The following is a 19,738-nucleotide window of genomic DNA, read 5'->3' on the forward strand; positions in this document are numbered from 1 at the left end:
CTGTTTACAAGGCCGTCTGAAAAGACAAAGATTCAGACGGCCTGTCGATATAGTGAGAAAACGTATGAGTGAAACTATTTTAATTACAGGGTCTAATCGCGGTATCGGCAAAGCTGTCGCGCTTGGTTTGGCACAGGACGGCTTTGATATTGTCGTCCACTGCCGCAGCCGCCGCGATGAAGCGGAAGCTGTCGCGGAAGAAATCCGTGCATTGGGTAGAAATGCACGCGTGTTGCAGTTTGACGTGTCCGACCGCGAAGCCTGCCGTGAAATTCTGACTGCTGACATCGAAGCAAACGGCACATATTACGGCGTGGTGTTGAACGCCGGACTGACGCGCGACAATGCGTTTCCTGCGTTTACAGATGATGATTGGGATTTGGTGCTGCGAACCAATTTGGACGGTTTTTATAATGTGTTGCACCCTTTGACCATGCCGATGATCCGCCGCCGTAAAGCAGGACGGATTGTGTGCATGGCGTCGGTGTCCGGTTTGACGGGCAACCGCGGTCAGGTCAATTACAGCGCGTCCAAAGCGGGCTTGATCGGCGCGGCAAAAGCCTTGGCGGTCGAACTGGCGAAGCGCAAAATCACCGTCAACTGTGTGGCGCCGGGCCTTATCGATACCGATATTATCGATGAGAACGTACCTGTCGAAGAAATCTTAAAGGCCGTCCCTGCCGCGCGCATGGGATTGCCGGAAGAAGTGGCGCATGCGGTGCGCTTTTTGATGGATGAAAAAGCGGCGTACATTACGCGCCAAGTGATTGCTGTGAACGGAGGTTTGTGTTGAATACCAGAAGAGTCGTTGTAACAGGTATTGGCGGTATTACCGCCTTCGGCCGTGATTGGCAAAGTATACAGGCGGCGTTTAAAGCCGAAAAAAATGCCGTCAAATACATGGACTGGAGCGGACGCTTTCCTGAATTGGAAGCGCAACTGGGTGCGCCGATTGAAGGCTATTCCCCTCCAGAGCACTGGACGCGCAAGCAGCTCAGAAGTATGGGTCGCGTATCGCATTTGTGTGTCGATGCGGCGGAGCAAGCCTTGACGGATGCGGGTTTGCTGGACGATGAAAGCATTACAGACGGTCGTATGGGCGTGGCATGCGGTTCGTCTGTCGGCAGCACCAAAGACATCGGCGATATGGGTGAACTTTTGATAACAGGCACATCGCGCAATTTCAACGCCAATACTTATGTGCGCATGATGCCGCATACGACTGCCGCCAATATCGGCATTTTCTTCGGTTTGAAAGGCCGCATTATCCCGACATCGAGCGCGTGTTCGTCCGGCAGCCAAGGCATTGGTTATGCCTACGAAGCGATTAAATACGGCCTGATTGATATGATGCTGGCGGGAGGCGGCGAAGAATTTTGTCCGTCTGAAGTTTATGTTTTCGATTCACTTTATGCCGCCAGCCGCCGCAACGGCGAACCCGAACTGACCCCGCGTCCTTACGACAACGAACGCGACGGCTTGGTCATCGGCGAAGGCGCAGGCATTTTTGTATTGGAAGAATTGGAACACGCCCGTGCGCGTGGTGCGAAAATCTATGCCGAGCTTGTCGGCTATGGTGCCAACAGCGACGGCAGCCACGTTACCCAACCGCAAAAAGAAACCATGCAAAAATGTATGGAGCTTGCGCTGAAAGACGCCGGTATTACGCCTGATAAAGTCGGCTACGTCAGCGGCCACGGTACGGCGACCGAAAAGGGCGATATTGCCGAAACATTGGCGACCGAGGCCGTGTTCGGATTCATCCCCATGAGTTCGCAAAAAAGCTACCTCGGCCATACACTCGGCGCGTGTGGCGCGTTGGAAGCCTGGTTCACCATCGAAATGATGAACAACGGTTGGTTTGCGCCGACTGTCAATTTGGAAAACATCGATCCGCGTTGTGGTAAGGTAGATTACATTCAAACAGGCGGACGTGAAATTCAAACCGATTATGTGGTCAGCAATAACTTTGCTTTTGGCGGCGTCAATACTTCGCTGGTGTTCAAACGTTGGCAAGAATAATCATCGCTTGATTTCATGATTAAAGGCCGTCTGAAACTTATCTGGAGTTTCAGACGGCCTTTATTTTATTTACGGATTGAGCCGCTTTTGGATTTTATTCGTTTGTTTTCTTCTGATTTAAATCCACCAGCCTTGTTCCGGCCAAGAAGTCGTAGAGGAACTGGCGGTCGGGATGGAACAGGGCGAAGCCCCATGGCAGGATGAGCCAGATGAGCGCGGCGCCGAATGCGCCTTTGGGCGGGATATTGAGCAGATGACGCAATCCGGCGTAGGCGAGAAGGGGAATGAAAACAATAAAAATGCTGGCCCAAATAAAGCGCAGGCGCAGTTGCGGCAGGGATGGCTGGGTATCGTTTTTATCGGTCAAACCGATTTTCCATGTCTGCATGGCGAGGGTTTGGCCTTTTTTGTGCCAGTTGGCGCGGAAGTAGAGCCACCATGCGTAGAACAGAATCAGGCAGGTTGCCAGCATGGACAGGCGCGTGGAAACGGGATTGAGAAAGATGGCGGCAATACCGGCTGCAAGGGCGGCAATGCTGGTCACGGCGCCGGTCAGCAGAAGTTCGTAAACCAGTGCAGCGAGGCGGCGTTTGAGAGGGGCGGTGAGAAGACGGGTCATAATGCGATGGAAACGGAAATGGGTTTGATGGCAATAAAAACAGGCCGTCTGAAACGGGGTGGAATGTTCAGACGGCCTGTTACTGTCGGGATTAACGATGTGGACGTTTTTGACCGCGTGCCTGTTGGGCGGCCATTTGGTTCATTTCCTGACGGGTCGGACGTTTTTTAAAGATGGCGTGCGCTTCGTCAACGGAACATTTTTGCGACAGGCAAACCAAGGTAATCGCGTCTTTTTGATGTTGGCCGCCGCTGTGGTACATGCGGCGCAGGTTGGCTTCGTTGATACGGCCTTTTTCCGGATCGATGTCGAATTTTTTCAGGCGCTCGAGGAATTGGCGTTGCTGACGGCGCGAAGTCCAAACGAAACCGCCTGCGGCAGCGGCCACGATGATGACGGCCAACAGGATGGCCAGCGGCCATGAATCGACGATCAGAACGATGATGAGGCTTAATACGGCAGTGGTCAGCAGGGCCAGACCGCCGATGCGAAGTTTGGTTTTATTATCCATACGGTTGGTGTTTCCTTGTTTTTTGCTGGAAGAGGCCGTCTGAAATGCGAGGTTCAAACGGCCTGAATTTAAGTTTACGCTATTTTACAGTATTTTCTGTTTTTGGGGCGTATTGCGTGCAAGTTTCTTGACGCGTGGCAACGGTTTTCAAGCGGCCAGCGAAGTAACGAGTTGTTTGAACTCGGTCCATGCATCGCCTTCTTCCGCGCCTTTGATGATGCGGTCGATTTTGGCGCAGGTTTTGAGCGCGTCGAGCAGGCGGTTGATGGCAATGCGTTTGGCCGCCATCGGTGCAAGGGTCTGCTTGTCGCCCCATAAGCGCAGGCTGTTGCGCAGGCTTTGGATGTTTTGGCCTTGCTTGAGTGCGGCAGTGAGGCGGATTAGGGTGCGGATGTCTTCGGCAACCGCCCACAACAGCAAAACCGGCTCTTCGCCTTCTTCTTCCAAACCGTCCAGTAAGCGGGAAACGCGCAGGGCATCGCCTTTCATCCATGCGCCGGCCAGTTGGAATACGTCGAAGCGGGCGACGGTGGCAACTGCGGCTTCTGCGTCGGCAATATTGATCAAATGGCCTTTGGGATGGAGCAGTGCGAGTTTTTCGATTTCCTGACGGGCAGCCAAAAGATTGCCTTCGACGCGCTCGGCAAACAGGGCGAGTGCTTCAGGTTCGATGTCCAAACCCTGCTGTTTCAGACGGCCCTGTATCCATTGCGGCAAAGCATGTGGCACAACGGCTTTGGCTTCTAAGACGATGCCTTTGCCAGCCAATGCGGAAAACCATTTGGACTGGATTTGTGTTTTTTCAAGCTTGGGCAGGAGGATGAGCGTAACCGTATCTTCGGGCAGGCGTTCGGCGAAGGCTTGCAGGGCATCGCCTCCGTTTTTGCCAGGTTTGCCGTTGGGAATGTGGATTTCCAGTAATTTCAAATCGGCAAACAAACCTGCGCTGCCGGCACTTTGCAACAGCTCGTTCCAGTCAAAATTGTTTTCAGCGGTATAGACTTCGCGGTTGAGATAACCTTGTTTTTTTGCGGCTGCGCGCAGCGTATCCAAAGCCTCGATGCGCAACAAATCCTCTTCGCCGTGGATGATGTACAACGGCTTAAGCGGCGTATCGGGGCGCAGGCTCTCAATAGGCGCGGCAGCCATTATTGCGCTTTCAGGAAAGTCAGGCGGCGGACGATTTGATCTGCGGCGTCGATGCGCATTTCAGACCAAATGGTTTCTTCCTCTTCCTGTTTGCCCAAGACTTCGCTGTCGGCGTAGTCCATGGTGCGGTGCACCTTGACTTCCATCGGTTCGCCGACCGGCTCGCCGTTGCGGAAGGCTTGGGCTTTGACGGTCATGGCCAGCAGGTATTCGTTGATTGCGGCGGCGCGGGTGATGGTGTAGATGTCGCGGCGTTTTTGGAAGTCGACAACGCGCAGGGTGATTTGTGATTCGGCTTCGCTAACCGGATGGCCGTCGGCACGGCGTAAGGCATTTTCCAGCGCTTTTTGCATGACGGCTCCGCCTTCTACATGCCAGTTCTGATAAGGAAGCGGCTGAGAAGTCACGCCAGTGCCTTTCAGGTGGAAACCGCAAGAGGCAAGCAATAGGGCGAGTGCAGGCAATAGGATTTTTTTCATTGGATATTCCTTCGTTGAAACCGGTTACGGTATCGTCGGATTATAACGAATAATGTTTAGGCCGTCTGAAACCGTAAACGGAAAGTATTTCAGACGGCCTTGTCTTTGATGGCATAAATCTTATTTTTCCAACCAGATCAGGCTGACCATGCGGCCGGTTTGTCCGTCGCGGCGGTAGGAGAAGAAAGTATCGCGTTCCAAAACGGTGCAATGGGTGCCGCCATAAATCATGTTCACGCCTTCGCGGTGCAGAACTATGCGCGCCAAAGCGTAAATGTCTGCAAGGTATTTGCCGCCGCCGATGTCTTCAAACGCATCGGCAGCTTCCGGCATGGGTGTGCAAAACGCATCAAATACATCTTGCCCTACCTCAAACGCATCAGGGCCGATGGCAGGGGCGAGATAGGCCATGATTTCCAACGGCTCGACCTTCATTGCCGCAATGGTGTTTTGCAAAACGCCGCCGGCCAAACCGCGCCAACCCGCATGGGCTGCAGCAACCACCGTCCCTGCTTTGTCGCAAAACAAGACAGGCAGGCAATCGGCAGTCATTGAAGCGCAGGCGACCGTCCCCGTCGTATCCACCGAGGCATCGGCATCAGGCGTATTGCCTAATGCTTCAGCGGCATTTACAACAATGGTGCTGTGGATTTGATTAAGGTAGGCAACAGGCAGACCGACTTGTTCCTGCACGATTTCACGGTTGCGGAGCACGGCTTGCAGATTGTCGCCGACGTGCGAACCGACATTCAGGCTGCGATATACACCTTCGCTGACACCGCCGTTGCGCGTGGTAATAAGCGTTTTAACATTGGCAGGGGCAGGCCAGTCGGCAGTCAAAAAATTCTTGCCTTGCGGGGCGAGGTTTAGGGTTTCTGTGATGGTTTTCATAAAATCTTTAATCGCTGAAATATTGGAACGGATTGATTTCAGACGGCCTCAAATAATATTTTAGGCCGTCTGAAAAATGGGTTTAATCCCTTACATAAACGACTTCGACATCGTAGTCGTCTTCATTCCAATCGTCGTCATCGTCCGTGCCGAATTTCTCCTGCCATTCTTCCTCATTACTTAAAGACGAATCCAAACCGGCTTCCAAACGCAGGACGGAAAGCAGGTGGTACATATCGTCAGGTATAGGTGCTTCAAAAGAAACGGTTTCGCCGGTTTTCGGATGGACAAAGCTCAAGCGGTAGGCATGCAGGGCTTGGCGCGCGCCGAGGGCTTTGACGGCTTCTTTAACCGCGTCGCTGCACGGGTGGCGCAGGTTGCCGTAAACAGGGTCGGCGGCCAGCGGATGGTTGGCTTCGCGCATATGGACGCGGATTTGGTGCGTGCGGCCGGTTTCTAGCGAGCATTCGATGTAGCTGTGTGCCAGATAACGTTCCAACACTTTGACGTGGGTGATGGCAGGTTTGCCGCCGAATTTGACGACTGCCATTTTCAGGCGGTTGTGCGGATCGCGGCCGATTTGGGTTTCGATTTTGCCGTCAAAAGGAACGATGCCGTTGGCGATTGCGCGGTAAATGCGTTTGACTGTGCGCTCTTGAAGCTGTTGAACCAGTGAGTTTTGCGCCGGCAGGGTCTTGGCGACCACCATCAGGCCGCTGGTTTCTTTGTCCAAACGGTGTACGATGCCCGCACGCGGCACTTGGCTTAATTCAGGACAGTGCGCCAGCAGGCCGTTGAGCAGGGTGCCGCTCCAGTTGCCTGCAGCAGGATGGACGACCAATCCGGCCGGTTTGTTGATGACGATGACGGTATCGTCTTCATAAATGATATCCAAATCCATCGGTTCGGGCGTGAACGCGAGGTTTTCTTCGCTCGGACGTACCGTAACGGCAATCAATTCACCGCCTATCATTTTGTCTTTGGGTTGAGCGGGCTTATCGTTTACAATGACTGCACCCTCTTTAATCCACGAACTCAGGCGGCTGCGCGAGTAGTCGGGCATGAGTTTGGCCAATACGGCATCCAGCCTTCCGCCCGCCATTTCGAGCGGAACGGTCAAATTAACACAACTTTCTGTTTCGGGGGATGACGGAAAGTCTAAATCATCGCTATAATCGGCTTCGTTATCAAAGGAAGTATTCTGCATGAAAAAAATTCTTTTAGTAGTTTCTTTAGGTTTGGCACTGAGTGCCTGCGCAAATAAAGGCACAATCGATAAAGACGCCCAAATTACTCAAGATTGGAGTGTGGAAAAGCTTTATGCCGAAGCGCAAGACGAGTTGAACAGCAACAATTATACGCGAGCTGTCAAGTTATACGAAATTTTAGAATCCCGTTTTCCAAACGGCCGCTATGCCCAGCAGTCCCAGTTGGATACGGCGTATGCCTATTATAAAGACGATGAGCCGGAAAAAGCCTTGGCTGCCATTGCGCGCTTCCAACGCCATCATCCGCAACATCCGAATATGGACTACGCGCTGTACTTGAAAGGTTTGGTCCTGTTTAACGAAGACCAGTCTTTCTTGAACAAGCTGGCTTCCCAAGACTGGTCCGACCGCGACCCGAAAGCCAACCGCGATGCTTACCAGGCGTTTGCCGAGCTGGTGCAACGTTATCCAAACAGCAAATACGCTGCCGATGCAACCGAGCGTATGGCCAAGCTGGTGGACGCTTTGGGCGGTAACGAGATGTCTGTGGCGCGTTATTACATGAAACGCGGTGCTTATGTTGCAGCGGTCAACCGTGCGCAAAAAATCGTCAGCCGCTACCAAAATACCCGTTACGTCGAAGAAGCTTTGGCGATGATGGAATTGGCGTACAAAAAACTGGATAAGCCGCAACTTGCTGCCGATACACGCCGCGTTTTGGAAACCAACTTCCCACAAAGCCCGTTCTTGCAACACGAATGGCGATCTGACGATATGCCTTGGTGGCGTTACTGGCGCTAAGCGTCGAGTTGTTCAGGCATGAATAAGGCCGTCTGAAAATGATGCAGCTATGCATTTGGTTTTCAGACGGCCTTTGTTTTTAATGTTTTTTACGTTCTCTGTAAACAGGGTGCAAAATTCGTTTTAATATGGTAAAGTCTGATTTTAATAACTCGACGGTTTGAAGCCGTTACTCAGGGGCTGTTTAAATTTAAAATCAGTTTTGTTGAAGCCGCATCGGATTTGCCGTTGATGCATTCAGGAAAATTTCAGTCGTCAGGCTGATTTGGTTTTAAATTTAAGCAGCCCTTTATGTTTACAAAAAAACAGAGGTAGATTCTCATGAAGTCTTGGCAGCTTCCTGAACACGTCGCCGACGTATTGCCGACCAATGCGCGACAATTGGAAAGCGCCCGTGAGCGGCTGTTGGCTTTGTTCCGCGTGCATGGTTACGAATTGGTACAGCCGCCGTTGATGGAATACAGCCATTCCTTATTGACGCATATCGATGCCGGTTTGTCTTTGAAAACCATTTTGGTCGTCGATCAGCTCAGCGGCCGCCAGCTCGGTATCCGCGCGGATATTACGCCGCAGGTGGCGCGCATTGATGCCCACTTGCTTTCCGCCAATCAAGGCATCAACCGTTTGTGCTATGCCGGTTCGGTGCTTCATGCGCGGCCTGACGGATTGCTCAATATGCGCGAGCCTTTGCAGGCCGGTGCGGAAATGTACGGCTTGGAAGGCATTGAAGCAGACATCGAATTGATTGATTTGATGCTGAAAAGCATGAAAATTGCCGACATGGGCGAAGTTTTGCTTTCATTGGGTCATATCGGCGTATTCCGCGCATTGGCGAATGCTGCGCATTTGGATGAGCAGCAATCGGCAACCCTGTTGTCATTGATGCAGGACAAAGATGCCGAAGCTGTCAGCCAGTTGGTCAAAGAATGGAAACTCGACGGCATGTGGGCAAAAGCGTTTTCACTGTTGCCCCGACTGTACGGCGGTCGCGAAGTGCTGACTTTGGCCCGTGAGAAATTACCGGAATTATCCGCAGTCAGTGCGGCGCTGGATGAATTGCAGGCTGTATGCGATGCGTTCCCAAATCAAAAAGTGCATATCGATTTGTCGGAATTGCGCGTTGACAATTACCATACCGGCTTGCTTTACGCGGCCTATGGTTCAAATCTTTATGATGCCGTGGCACGCGGCGGCCGTTATGACGGATTGGGCGGATACTTCGGACGCGCGCGCCCTGCTGCCGGATTCAGTTTTGATTTGCGCAGCTTTATCGGCCGCCTTCCCGCTATCGGACGGGAGTCCGTGGTGGCGGTCGATATCAAAGACATGCCTGCGGTTCAAGAAGCGGTAGATGCTTTGCGCGAACAAGGACAATGTGTCGTTATCGATTACGGTATCGGCTACAACGGTTCGGAAGAGGTTACAGGCCGTCTGAAACAAGTGGACGGCGTTTGGAAAGTAATCGATTTGAACGATTGAGTTTTATTTTGAAATTTTGTATCTGAAATAAGGTTAGATAGCTATGGCTAAAAATGTTGTCGTAATCGGTGCCCAATGGGGTGATGAAGGCAAAGGTAAGATTGTTGACTGGCTGGCGGAAGAAACCAGCGGTGTTGTACGTTTCCAAGGCGGCCACAATGCCGGCCATACTTTGGTCGTCGGCGGCAAAAAAACCATTTTGCGCCTGATTCCAAGCGGCATTTTGCATGAGACTTTAGACTGCTTCATCGGTTCGGGTGTCGTGGTTTCTCCTGAAGCATTGTTGGGTGAAATCGACGAATTGAAAGCCGCCGGTGTGAAAAACGTTGAAGGCCGTCTGAAAATTGCGCCGACCTGCCCATTGATTCTGCCTTACCACATTGCGCTTGATCAAGCACGCGAAGCTTCACGCGGTAAAAGCAAGATTGGTACAACCGGCCGCGGCATCGGCCCGGCTTATGAAGATAAAGTTGCCCGTCGTGCGATTCGCGTGGTGGACTTGTTGCATCCTGAAAAACTGGTTGAAAAACTGGAAGCTGTTTTGGCCTATTACAATGTCCAGCTGCAACACCTGCACCATGCCGAGCCGGTAAAACTTGAAGACGTGATGGCGGTCATCGAAAAAGTTGCGCCGCGCATTACACCGATGATTACCGATGTTTCCCGTGTTTTGAACGAGAAAAACCGCAAAGGCGAAAGCCTGTTGTTTGAAGGCGCACAAGGTACGTTGCTGGACATCGACTACGGTACTTATCCGTTTGTAACTTCGTCCAACTGCCTGGCAGGTGCTGCTTCTGCCGGTGCAGGCGTAGGTCCGCAAATGCTGGATTACGTTTTGGGTATTGTTAAAGCCTATACGACCCGCGTGGGTTCCGGCCCATTCCCGACTGAATTGTTTGATGAAGTGGGCGCGGGATTGGCTGAGCGCGGTCATGAGTTCGGCTCCGTAACCGGTCGTGCGCGTCGTTGCGGTTGGTTTGACGCGGCTGCGTTGAAACGCTCCATTCAAGTTAACGGTATTTCCGGCATGTGCATTACCAAGCTGGACGTGATGGACGGTATTGAAAACATCAATATCTGCGTAGGCTATGAATTGCCTGATGGCAGCAAAACCGACATTCTGCCTTGCGGCTCTGACGCGGTGGAAACCTGCAAACCGATTTACGAAACCATGCCGGGCTGGAGCGAGTCGACTTTCGGCGTGAAAGAGTACGACAAGCTGCCTGAAAACGCTAAAGCTTACCTGAAACGTATTGAAGAAGTTTGCGGCGCGCCTGTGGCCATTGTTTCAACCGGTCCTGACCGTGAAGAAACCATCGTTTTGCACCATCCGTTTGCTTAATTGATGAAGTGAATAAAGGCCGTCTGAATGTTTCAGACGGCCTTTATATATGCAATGCAATAAAAAATCAGCCCTGAAAGACGTCTGCCTTCAGGGCTGAATTTTGTATTTTACGCCGTTTTGAAGTACGAATGTTTGGAAAGTGAGATGTAGTGCCAAGTAACAATTATTCTCATTGACGTAAATCAAGAAAAACCAAATCTGTAATTTTATTTCACAAAAACCCCTGTAAATAAATGGGTATTGATGTTATCCTTTCAGAAAATTTACAGTCTATATTTTCAATAAAATTAGGAGCTTGATATGTCAAATGATGTTCAGCAACGTCCTGCCGCTTGGGAAGGTTTTGTCGGTGGCAACTGGGAAACCAACGTAGATGTCCGCGATTTTATTCAAAAAAACTACACGCCATATGAGGGTGATGCTTCATTCTTAGCACCTGCAACCGAAGCCACAACCAAGCTGTGGGCGGAAGTGATGGAAGGCATCAAGGTTGAAAACCGTACGCACGAGCCGTATAAAATCGACGCGCAAATCGTCTCCGGCATTACCAGCCATGCTCCAGGCTATATCGACAAAGATTTGGAAACTATTGTCGGCCTGCAAACAGACGAGCCTTTGAAACGCTCGATCATGCCGTTTGGCGGTTTGAAAATGGTGCAAGACGCGTGCAAAGTGTACAACGTCGAATTGAATCCCGAAGTCAGCGAAATTTTCACCAAATACCGCAAAACCCACAACCAAGGCGTGTTTGACGTTTATACGCCCGACATCCGCCGTTGCCGTAAATCAGGCGTGATTACCGGCCTGCCGGATGCTTATGGCCGCGGCCGTATTATCGGCGACTACCGCCGCGTGGCATTGTACGGTATCGACTTCTTGATGAAAGACAAACTCAACCAGTTCAACTCACTGCAAGCCGATTTGGAAAACGGTGTGGACTTGGAAGAAGTCATCCGCCGTCGCGAAGAAATCAACGAACAATACAAAGCCTTGGGTCAAATGAAAGAAATGGCGGCTTCTTACGGCTACGACATTTCCGGCCCTGCAAAAAATGCACAAGAAGCCATCCAATGGACTTACTTCGCCTACCTTGCCGCCGTTAAATCTCAAAACGGCGCAGCGATGTCCTTCGGCCGTGTATCTTCATTCTTGGATATTTACATTGAACGCGACCTGAAAAACGGTGTGATTACCGAAACCCAAGCGCAAGAATTTATCGACCACTTGGTAATGAAACTGCGTATGGTTCGTTTCCTGCGTACGCCGGAATACGACCAACTCTTCTCCGGCGACCCGATTTGGGCAACCGAATCCATCGGCGGTATGGGCTTGGATGGCCGTACCTTGGTAACGCGCACCAACTTCCGCGTGCTGCACACCCTGTACAACATGGGTCCGTCTCCTGAGCCAAACATCACCGTATTGTGGTCAGAACAACTGCCGCAAGGCTTTAAAGAATTCTGTGCCAAAGTATCCATCGATACTTCGTCCATCCAATACGAAAACGACGATTTGATGCGCCCTGACTTCAACAGCGACGACTACGCCATTGCCTGCTGCGTCAGCCCGATGGTGGTCGGCAAACAAATGCAGTTCTTCGGCGCACGCGCCAACTTGGCAAAAACCCTGCTGTATGCAATCAACGGCGGGGTGGACGAGAAATCTAAAGAGCAGGTTGGTCCGAAAACCGAGCCGATTATGGACGAAGTTTTGGACTACGACACTGTCTTTGAGCGCATGGACAAATTCATGGATTGGCTGGCAACCCAATACGTTACCGCGCTGAACATTATTCACTACATGCACGACAAATACAGCTACGAAGCCGCGCTGATGGCGTTGCATGACCGTGATGTGAAACGCACTATGGCATGCGGTATTGCCGGTTTGTCTGTGGCCGCCGACTCGCTGTCCGCCATTAAGTACGCCAAAGTCAAACCGATTCGCGACGAAAACGGTATTGCTGTCGACTTCGAAATCGAAGGCGAATACCCACAATTCGGTAACAATGACGACCGCGTGGACGACATCGCCTGCGACTTGGTGGAACGCTTCATGAAAAAAGTGGCCACCCACAAAACTTACCGCAACGCCACTCCGACTCAGTCTGTGTTGACCATTACTTCCAACGTTGTTTACGGTAAGAAAACCGGTAATACTCCGGACGGCCGCCGTGCAGGCGCTCCGTTTGGTCCGGGTGCAAACCCAATGCACGGCCGCGATGTCAACGGTGCAGTCGCTTCATTGACTTCCGTAGCCAAACTGCCATTTGAGTTTGCCAAAGACGGTATTTCCTACACCTTCTCTATTATTCCCGGCGCGTTGGGTAAAGATGAGCATTCTCGTGAACGCAACCTTGCCGGTTTGATGGACGGTTATTTCCACCATGAAGAAGGAGAAGTGGAGGGCGGCCAACACTTGAACGTCAACGTATTGAACCGCGAAACTTTGGAAGATGCGATGCATCATCCGGAGAAATATCCACAGTTGACCATTCGCGTGTCCGGCTATGCGGTTCGCTTTAACTCGCTGACCCGCGAACAACAGCTTGACGTGATTACCCGTACGTTCACTGAAACCATGTAATCCGGGTTGAGAAACAAACCAAAAGCTAAATTTGCATTTGGTTTGTTTTGAAACAAAGCTCCAAGGCCGTCTGAAATGTTCAGACGGCCTTTATTATCGTACAATTCACATCAGCAAAATTATTTTTGAGCCGAACACTATGTCCACGACTTTTGCGATCACTCCCGAGCCGGAACTGAAAAATCTTGGTCACCGCCACTATAACGGCAAAGGCATTATTCATTCGATTGAATCTTGCGGCGCTGTCGATGGTCCGGGTTTGCGCTATGTTCTCTTTTTGCAAGGTTGTCTGATGCGTTGCCTTTATTGCCATAATCGCGATACTTGGGATTTGCATACCGAGCAGGCGCAGGAATTGGATGTGGCAACCGTGATGAAGCAGGTCATGACCTATCGCCATTATTTGCGTGCGACAGGCGGAGGCGTAACGGCAACCGGCGGCGAGCCGTTATTGCAATATGAGTTTGTACGCGATTGGTTTACGGCCTGTCGGGAACACGATATCCATACCTGTCTCGACAGTAATGGCTATGCTTTGCACTATGATTCGATTTTGGATGATTTGCTCGATCATACCAATTTGGTCATGCTCGACTTGAAACAAATCGATCCTGAAATTCATAAAGTGCTCGTCGGTATTCCCAATACCAAAACGCTGAAATTCGCGCGCTATCTTGCCGAACGCAATCAGCCGATGCGGGTGCGTTATGTGGTTGTTCCCGGTTATACCGATGATGAGCGGTCGGCGCATTTATTGGGCGAGTTTATCGGTGATATGGATAATGTCGAAATGGTCGAGCTTTTACCGTATCACGAATTGGGCGCACACAAATGGGCTTTGTGCGGTGACGAATACAAGTTAAAAGGCGTACATCCGCCGCCTAAAGAAACCATTTTAAAAATCAAAGAAATATTAGAGAGTTACGGAAAAAATATTATTTATTAAAACAGAAAAAGGCCGTCTGAAACGAAATAATCAGTTTCAGACGGCCTTTTTATCATTGAAAAAACTTAAGCGTTCAATGCGGCCAAAACTTTGGTAACAACTTCTGAGACTGCAACGGCTTGAGCCTGATTGTCACGGCGTTCGGCATATTCGACATTACCTTCTTTTAAGGCGCGATCGCCGATGACGATGCGGTGAGGAATACCCAACAGCTCGGAGTCATTCAGCAATACGCCCGCACGTTCGTCGCGGTCATCCAACAATACATCTGCACCGGCAGCCAAAAGCTCGGCATAGATTTTGTCAGCGGCTTCGCGTACAGCTTCTGATTTTTTGTAGTTCATCGGCACGATCACAACTTCAAACGGCGCCATTGCTTTGGTCCAAACAATGCCTTTTTCGTCATTGTTTTGCTCGATGGCGGCGGCAACAACGCGGGTAATACCGATACCGTAGCATCCCATTTCCATGATTTGGGATTTTCCGTTATTGTCCAAGAAGCTGACATTCATGGCTTGGGTATATTTGTCGCGCAATTGGAAGACATGGCCGACTTCAATACCGCGCGCCAGTTTCAGACGGCCTTGTTCGTCAGGGCTGATATCGCCTTCGATGACATTGCGTAAATCGACAAATTCAGGCTCGGCAGCATCTCGGCCGAAGTTGAAGCCGGTATAGTGGTAGTCGTCTTCGTTCGCGCCGATAACCCAGTCTGCGCCTTTTTCGGTGGCGAAATCCGCATAGACTTTGCCTTTGAAGTTGACAGGGCCGAGAGAGCCGCCGTTTGCACCGAACTGTTCAACAATTGCGGCAGGGCTTGCCATGGTCAGCGGTGATTTCACGCCGGCCAGTTTTTCTGCCTTAATATCGTTAAACTCATGGTCGCCACGCAACAGCAGCAGGACGAGTTCGCCTTCGTTTTCGCCTTCGACTACGATGGATTTAAGGGTTTGTTCAACCGGAATATTGAGGAATTCAACCAAAGACTCAATGGTTTTGACGTTTGGCGTATGTACTTTGGTCAATTCGGCCTGAGCGGCGGCGCGTTCGCCTTTAAGCGGCAAAGTCGGTGCCAGCTCGATATTGGCGGCGTAATCGGAAGTATCGCTGTATGCGATAACGTCTTCGCCGCTTTCAGCCAATACTTGGAATTCGTGAGAGCCGGTACCGCCGATGCTGCCGGTATCCGCAGCAACAGGACGGAATTCCAAACCCAAACGGGTGAAGATACGGCAATAAGCGTCGTACATATCTTGATAGGTCGTCTGAAGCGAGGCATAGTCGGCATGGAAGGAATAAGCGTCTTTCATGACGAACTCGCGCGCACGCATCACACCGAAGCGCGGACGCACTTCATCGCGGAATTTGGTTTGGATGTGGTAAAAGTTTTTCGGCAGTTGTTTATAGCTGTTGACTTCTTTGCGTACGATGTCGGCAATGACTTCTTCACAAGTCGGACCCATGCAGAAATCGCGGTCATGACGGTCTTTCAGGCGCAGCAGTTCTTTACCGTAAAACTCCCAGCGGCCGGATTCCTGCCACAGCTCGGCAGGTTGTACCACCGGCATCAGCAGCTCCACGCTACCTGCGCGGGCCATTTCTTCGCGCACGATATTTTCAACTTTGCGCAATACGCGCAGACCCATCGGCATCCAAGTATAAAGACCGGATGCGTTGGCTTTGATCAAACCGGCACGAATCATCAGCTTGTGGCTGGCAAGTGCGGCTTCGGCAGGAGCTTCTTTAAGGGTGGAAATGAAGAACTGGGAGGCTTTCATGGCGTATTTTTCTTTCTTAAAAATAAGTGCGTATTGTAACGCAAAATGTATGGCCGCGTGTCTTTTGAATGGCATCTGATGAAATAGGCCGTTGTTTTACGCAGCTTTTGATTCGGGGCGATTTTTAGGGATGTCAACCCTAATTTATGCACAAAGCCGCATAACCTTGTTTTACCTATAAATTTTCACTGTATGATTATAGTAAAATCTTATAAATATAACTATTTGATTTTATTGAATTTTATTTGATTAAATTTTAGTCAATTTAAGATTTGGTTTGTTCCTAAAGAAAATTTTACGATTACCCAAAGCTTATCAACAGATTTATCCACAGAGATTGTGTATAGATTTTAAATGCTGTCGGCGTAATGATTTCGCATGATTGGCAAGCCTTGATTAAAGTAGATTGGGTCGCCTTAAAAAGATGGGAGAGCAACACGACGGGTGGGTTTTGCGCTAACATTCTGCTTATTGTTGTTTCCTTACAAGGAATAAAATGAAAAATTCAGAATTGCATTTGCTGGAACGCAGAAAGATGTTTAACGGGCATCAGGAACGCTACCGCCATTTTTCTCAAACCTGCCGGACGGATATGGTATTTGATGTCTATCTGCCGCCACAAGTCTTAAAAGGTTATCCCGCGCCTGTTTTATATTTTCTTTCCGGCTTAAATAGTGATGGTTCTGAATTGGTTCGGCAAAGCGGAATCCAACGTTTTGCGGCACAATGGAATATTATTGTGGTTTTTCCGGATACCTCGCCACGCGGTCAGCATGTTGCCGACAGTGAAGAGCATTATCTTGGACAGGGCGCCGGATTTTATGTCAATGCAACTGAAGCACCTTGGGCGCAGCATTATCAAATGGAAAGCTATATCAGCCAAGAATTGCCTGATTTGATCGAGCATCATTTTCCGGTAACGCAAGAGCGAAGCATTGCAGGTTTCAGCATGGGCGGGCATGGCGCGCTGCATTTGGCTTTGAAGCATCCTGGCCGATATGTTGCGGTTTCTGCCTTTGCGCCTTTATGTCATCCAATCGATACGGAAGGCGGCAGGCAGGCGTTTTCAGCTTATTTGGGTCAAAACGTGGAAACATGGAAACGCTATGACAGTACAGAACTGCTTCAGACGGCCTCGCCTAAATTGCCTGTTTTGATTGATGTCGGTAGTGAAGATGCTTTGTACCCTGAAGTCCTGCAACCCGAAGGGTTTGTCCGCTCAGCACGAGAGAAAGGTTTCAATATCCAATATAAAGTCCGTCCGGGCTATGGCCATGATTATTTCTTTATTGCCAGCTTTATTGATTCGCATATTGAGTTTCACGCTCAGGCATTAGGACTCTAAACTATATTAAATAAAGGCCGTCTGAAATCCGATTAATGGTCAGATTTCAGACGGCCTTTATTTGGTCTTTAACCTTTAATTTCAAACAGACTTATTCTTCAGGACGTTCGCCGTCGGTGTCGTCCAATTTGCCTTCGGTAATATCGACATTGATACCGACTGCCGCACGGATTTTGGCATCGATTTCGTTGGCGATATCAGGGTTTTCTTTCAGCCAAACGCGTACATTGTCTTTACCTTGGCCGATTTTTGCGCCGTTGTAGCTGTACCATGCACCGGATTTCTCAACGATGTCATGTTTGACGCCCAAGTCGATCAATTCGCCTTCCCAGCTGATGCCTTCGCCGTAAAGAATATCGAATTCGGCTTGACGGAATGGAGGCGCAACTTTGTTTTTGATGACTTTGACTTTGGTTTCGTTACCAATCACGTCATCGCCTTTTTTAATCTGACCGGTACGGCGGATGTCGAGGCGGACGGAGGCATAGAATTTGAGCGCGTTACCGCCGGTTGTGGTTTCAGGGCTGCCGAACATCACGCCGATTTTCATACGGATTTGGTTAATGAAAACAACCAATGTATTGGTGCGTTTGATGTGGCCGGTGAGTTTGCGCAGGGCTTGGCTCATCAGGCGGGCTTGCAGGCCGACGTGGCTGTCGCCCATTTCGCCTTCGATCTCGGCTTTAGGTACAAGTGCGGCTACGGAGTCGACAACGACCATATCGATACCGCCGGAGCGTACCAAGGTATCGCATATTTCCAATGCCTGTTCACCGGTATCAGGTTGGGAGAGATAGAGTTCTTCGACTTTTACGCCGAGTTTGCGGGCGTAAATCGGGTCAAAAGCATGCTCGGCATCGATGAATGCGCAAATGCCGCCATTTTTTTGGCATTGGGCAATGGCCTCGAGACAGAGTGTGGTTTTACCGGAGGATTCCGGGCCGAAAATTTCAACCACACGGCCGCGGGGCAGGCCGCCGACGCCGAGCGCCAAGTCCACGCCGAGGGAGCCGGTGGAAATAACATCAAGGTTTTCTTCCTGTTGGCTGCCGTCCATTTTCATGATGGAGCCTTTGCCGAAGTTTTTTTCGATTTGGGCAAGGGCGGCGGCTAAGGCTTTGCTTTTTTCGTCTGACATGTTTTCTCTCCGAAAGGAAATATGAATCGCTAAGAATTTATTTAGCTATTATCGCACAAATTAAGAAAAAGTATAGTTTTATTTTTGTTTTTCAGACGGCCTGTGTTTTTTGTATGCAACAGGCCGTCTGAAATGTTGAATAATCAATTAGTTGGTCAATGATGCAAAAACTTGGAAATACTCGGGGAAAGTTTTATGCGTACATTTTGGGTCGTTGATGATGACGGGGACGCCCAAAAGCGAAACCAGCGAGAAACACATGGCCATACGGTGGTCGTCGTAAGTATCGATGACGGCATCGGGGGTAAGCGTTTCGGGCGGTGTAATATGGATGGCTTCGGCTTCTTCAACGACTTCTGCGCCCAGTTTGCACAGTTCGGTTGCCATGGCAGCGATACGGTCGGTTTCTTTGACGCGCCATGAGCCGATATTGCGCAGGGTGCAGGGCCGTTTGGTGGCCAATGCAACAATGGCCAAGGTCATGGCCGCATCAGGAATATGGTTGGCATCTAAATCAAAAGCCTGAACCTTGCGCTCGGCAGGACGGGAAATTTCTACAAAATTTTCGCCCCAAATGACATCCGCACCGATTTTCTCCAATTCGCGAGCGAAGGCAACATCGCCTTGAATGCTGTGTGCGCCGATACCGGTTACGCGGATGGGGGTACCGGCAATCAGGCCTGCACCCAAGAAGTAAGACGCGCTGGAGGCATCGCCTTCTACATATAAATGCTCGGGCGCATGATATTTGGCACCGGCCGAGATTTTAAATACACGGTAGTCTTCATTGATGATGTCCACACCGAACTGCGCTATCAGCTTGAGCGTGATGTCAATATAAGGTTTGGAAATCAACTCGCCTACCATGTGGATTTCAAATGCTTGTCCCGTCAAGGGCAAAGCCATCAGCAGGGCGGTCAGGAATTGGCTGGAAACATTGCCTTTAATTGGAATAACGCGCTCGCCGTTGTCTTGGCGTTTGCCGATCTGAAGAGGCGGATAGTTTTCATTGCCCAAATATTGTACGTCCGCTCCGGCAATACGCAACGCGTCGACCAAATCGCCGATAGGGCGTTCGTGCATACGCGGTACGCCATGCAGATGATAGTCGCCGCCCAAAACGGCAAGTGTGGCAGTCAAGGGACGGAATGCCGTACCGGCATTGCCTAAAAACAAATCGGCGGATTGGTTGGGAAAGCGGCCGCCGGTGCCATGAACTTTCAGACGGCCTTCAGGTAAAGATTCAATTTGCACGCCGAGTTTGTCGAGTGCTTCAAGCATTCGGTCGGTGTCGTCGGATTTGAGCAAAGAATGGATTTCGCAAACGTTGTCGGAGAGTGCTGCCAAGAGCAGCGTGCGGTTGCTGATGCTTTTGGAACCGGGCAGGGCAACGGTAGAGGGCTTGAGTGTAGAAGCGGGCAGGCGGATGGATTCGGTCATG

17 protein-coding genes are annotated in these 19,738 nt (G+C 50.5%); 8 read left to right on the forward strand and 9 right to left on the reverse strand.

Annotated features, from left to right (window positions below):
• Positions 1-64 precede the first annotated feature (64 nt).
• Both fabG and ACTHUG_RS09580 read left to right on the forward strand, forming a co-directional pair.
• On the forward strand, positions 65-793 hold the full coding sequence (gene fabG / locus ACTHUG_RS09575; protein WP_003746422.1) for a 3-oxoacyl-ACP reductase FabG: 729 nt from the start codon (positions 65-67) through the stop codon (positions 791-793).
• Positions 787-2,022, forward strand: a complete 1,236-nt coding sequence (locus tag ACTHUG_RS09580) for a beta-ketoacyl-ACP synthase (RefSeq protein WP_440385806.1) — start codon at positions 787-789, stop codon at positions 2,020-2,022. The genes fabG and ACTHUG_RS09580 overlap by 7 nt, the downstream gene beginning before the upstream one ends.
• A 94-nt stretch (positions 2,023-2,116) precedes the next feature.
• Here ACTHUG_RS09580 and ACTHUG_RS09585 read toward each other — a convergent pair whose 3' ends face one another.
• From ACTHUG_RS09585 to rluD, 6 genes are all read right to left on the reverse strand, one after another.
• Complete coding sequence (locus tag ACTHUG_RS09585; RefSeq protein ID WP_440385807.1) at positions 2,117-2,641, reverse strand: RDD family protein; 525 nt, start codon at positions 2,639-2,641, stop codon at positions 2,117-2,119.
• A gap of 91 nt (positions 2,642-2,732) precedes the next feature.
• On the reverse strand, positions 2,733-3,152 hold the full coding sequence (locus ACTHUG_RS09590; protein WP_003746427.1) for a hypothetical protein: 420 nt from the start codon (positions 3,150-3,152) through the stop codon (positions 2,733-2,735).
• Positions 3,153-3,299: 147 nt separating this feature from the next.
• Complete coding sequence (gene holA, locus ACTHUG_RS09595; protein WP_440385808.1) at positions 3,300-4,301, reverse strand: DNA polymerase III subunit delta; 1,002 nt, start codon at positions 4,299-4,301, stop codon at positions 3,300-3,302.
• Positions 4,301-4,780, reverse strand: a complete 480-nt coding sequence (locus ACTHUG_RS09600; protein WP_003680809.1) for an LPS-assembly lipoprotein LptE — start codon at positions 4,778-4,780, stop codon at positions 4,301-4,303. Before ACTHUG_RS09600 ends, holA begins: the two co-directional genes overlap by 1 nt.
• Before the next feature lie 120 nt (positions 4,781-4,900).
• On the reverse strand, positions 4,901-5,671 hold the full coding sequence (gene pgeF / locus ACTHUG_RS09605) for a peptidoglycan editing factor PgeF (protein WP_440385809.1): 771 nt from the start codon (positions 5,669-5,671) through the stop codon (positions 4,901-4,903).
• A gap of 82 nt (positions 5,672-5,753) precedes the next feature.
• Positions 5,754-6,878, reverse strand: a complete 1,125-nt coding sequence (gene rluD, locus ACTHUG_RS09610) for a 23S rRNA pseudouridine(1911/1915/1917) synthase RluD (protein WP_070822062.1) — start codon at positions 6,876-6,878, stop codon at positions 5,754-5,756.
• On the opposite strand from rluD, the gene ACTHUG_RS09615 reads away from it, so the two are divergent.
• From ACTHUG_RS09615 to pflA, 5 genes are all read left to right on the forward strand, one after another.
• Complete coding sequence (locus ACTHUG_RS09615) at positions 6,877-7,680, forward strand: outer membrane protein assembly factor BamD (protein ID WP_049328486.1); 804 nt, start codon at positions 6,877-6,879, stop codon at positions 7,678-7,680. The two genes, rluD and ACTHUG_RS09615, sit on opposite strands and share 2 nt — an antisense overlap.
• 321 nt (positions 7,681-8,001) lie before the next feature.
• Complete coding sequence (locus tag ACTHUG_RS09620; protein ID WP_440385810.1) at positions 8,002-9,159, forward strand: ATP phosphoribosyltransferase regulatory subunit; 1,158 nt, start codon at positions 8,002-8,004, stop codon at positions 9,157-9,159.
• 43 nt (positions 9,160-9,202) lie between these two features.
• Entirely contained in the window at positions 9,203-10,501 is a 1,299-nt protein-coding gene (locus ACTHUG_RS09625) for an adenylosuccinate synthase (RefSeq protein WP_440385811.1), read from the forward strand.
• 303 nt (positions 10,502-10,804) lie between these two features.
• On the forward strand, positions 10,805-13,090 hold the full coding sequence (gene pflB / locus ACTHUG_RS09630) for a formate C-acetyltransferase (protein WP_049348204.1): 2,286 nt from the start codon (positions 10,805-10,807) through the stop codon (positions 13,088-13,090).
• 139 nt (positions 13,091-13,229) lie between these two features.
• Positions 13,230-14,036, forward strand: a complete 807-nt coding sequence (gene pflA, locus ACTHUG_RS09635; RefSeq protein WP_440385812.1) for a pyruvate formate lyase 1-activating protein — start codon at positions 13,230-13,232, stop codon at positions 14,034-14,036.
• A gap of 65 nt (positions 14,037-14,101) precedes the next feature.
• Here pflA and ACTHUG_RS09640 read toward each other — a convergent pair whose 3' ends face one another.
• A complete protein-coding gene (locus ACTHUG_RS09640) occupies positions 14,102-15,814 on the reverse strand; it encodes a proline--tRNA ligase (RefSeq protein ID WP_440385813.1) in 1,713 nt (570 codons plus the stop codon).
• Between the two features lie 496 nt (positions 15,815-16,310).
• On the opposite strand from ACTHUG_RS09640, the gene fghA reads away from it, so the two are divergent.
• Positions 16,311-17,159 carry an S-formylglutathione hydrolase gene (fghA, locus tag ACTHUG_RS09645; RefSeq protein WP_440385814.1) on the forward strand — a complete coding sequence of 283 codons (849 nt, stop codon included), beginning with the start codon at positions 16,311-16,313 and terminating at the stop codon, positions 17,157-17,159.
• 91 nt (positions 17,160-17,250) lie between these two features.
• Here the strand turns inward: fghA and recA are convergent, their stop codons facing one another.
• Together recA and aroA are read right to left on the reverse strand one after the other, a co-directional pair.
• Entirely contained in the window at positions 17,251-18,297 is a 1,047-nt protein-coding gene (recA, locus tag ACTHUG_RS09650; RefSeq protein ID WP_003680794.1) for a recombinase RecA, read from the reverse strand.
• A 147-nt stretch (positions 18,298-18,444) separates the two neighbouring features.
• Entirely contained in the window at positions 18,445-19,737 is a 1,293-nt protein-coding gene (gene aroA / locus ACTHUG_RS09655; RefSeq protein ID WP_440385815.1) for a 3-phosphoshikimate 1-carboxyvinyltransferase, read from the reverse strand.
• Between the last annotated feature and the right edge of the window lies 1 nt (position 19,738).

The organism is Neisseria sp. P0022.S009 (genome assembly GCF_051956675.1).
In the GTDB taxonomy this organism is placed as follows: Bacteria; Pseudomonadota; Gammaproteobacteria; order Burkholderiales; family Neisseriaceae; genus Neisseria.

What these genes read in the sequence shown, in the direction of transcription:
- fabG (WP_003746422.1), top strand. Translation starts at nt 65, where the DNA reads ATGAGTGAAACTATTTTAATTACAGGGTCTAATCGCGGTATCGGCAAA.
- ACTHUG_RS09585 (WP_440385807.1), bottom strand. Translation starts at nt 2,641, where the DNA reads ATGACCCGTCTTCTCACCGCCCCTCTCAAACGCCGCCTCGCTGCACTG.
- ACTHUG_RS09590 (WP_003746427.1), bottom strand. Translation starts at nt 3,152, where the DNA reads ATGGATAATAAAACCAAACTTCGCATCGGCGGTCTGGCCCTGCTGACC.
- holA (WP_440385808.1), bottom strand. Translation starts at nt 4,301, where the DNA reads ATGGCTGCCGCGCCTATTGAGAGCCTGCGCCCCGATACGCCGCTTAAG.
- ACTHUG_RS09600 (WP_003680809.1), bottom strand. Translation starts at nt 4,780, where the DNA reads ATGAAAAAAATCCTATTGCCTGCACTCGCCCTATTGCTTGCCTCTTGC.
- pgeF (WP_440385809.1), bottom strand. Translation starts at nt 5,671, where the DNA reads ATGAAAACCATCACAGAAACCCTAAACCTCGCCCCGCAAGGCAAGAAT.
- ACTHUG_RS09615 (WP_049328486.1), top strand. Translation starts at nt 6,877, where the DNA reads ATGAAAAAAATTCTTTTAGTAGTTTCTTTAGGTTTGGCACTGAGTGCC.
- rluD (WP_070822062.1), bottom strand. Translation starts at nt 6,878, where the DNA reads ATGCAGAATACTTCCTTTGATAACGAAGCCGATTATAGCGATGATTTA.
- ACTHUG_RS09620 (WP_440385810.1), top strand. Translation starts at nt 8,002, where the DNA reads ATGAAGTCTTGGCAGCTTCCTGAACACGTCGCCGACGTATTGCCGACC.
- ACTHUG_RS09625 (WP_440385811.1), top strand. Translation starts at nt 9,203, where the DNA reads ATGGCTAAAAATGTTGTCGTAATCGGTGCCCAATGGGGTGATGAAGGC.
- pflB (WP_049348204.1), top strand. Translation starts at nt 10,805, where the DNA reads ATGTCAAATGATGTTCAGCAACGTCCTGCCGCTTGGGAAGGTTTTGTC.
- pflA (WP_440385812.1), top strand. Translation starts at nt 13,230, where the DNA reads ATGTCCACGACTTTTGCGATCACTCCCGAGCCGGAACTGAAAAATCTT.
- ACTHUG_RS09640 (WP_440385813.1), bottom strand. Translation starts at nt 15,814, where the DNA reads ATGAAAGCCTCCCAGTTCTTCATTTCCACCCTTAAAGAAGCTCCTGCC.
- fghA (WP_440385814.1), top strand. Translation starts at nt 16,311, where the DNA reads ATGAAAAATTCAGAATTGCATTTGCTGGAACGCAGAAAGATGTTTAAC.
- recA (WP_003680794.1), bottom strand. Translation starts at nt 18,297, where the DNA reads ATGTCAGACGAAAAAAGCAAAGCCTTAGCCGCCGCCCTTGCCCAAATC.
- aroA (WP_440385815.1), bottom strand. Translation starts at nt 19,737, where the DNA reads ATGACCGAATCCATCCGCCTGCCCGCTTCTACACTCAAGCCCTCTACC.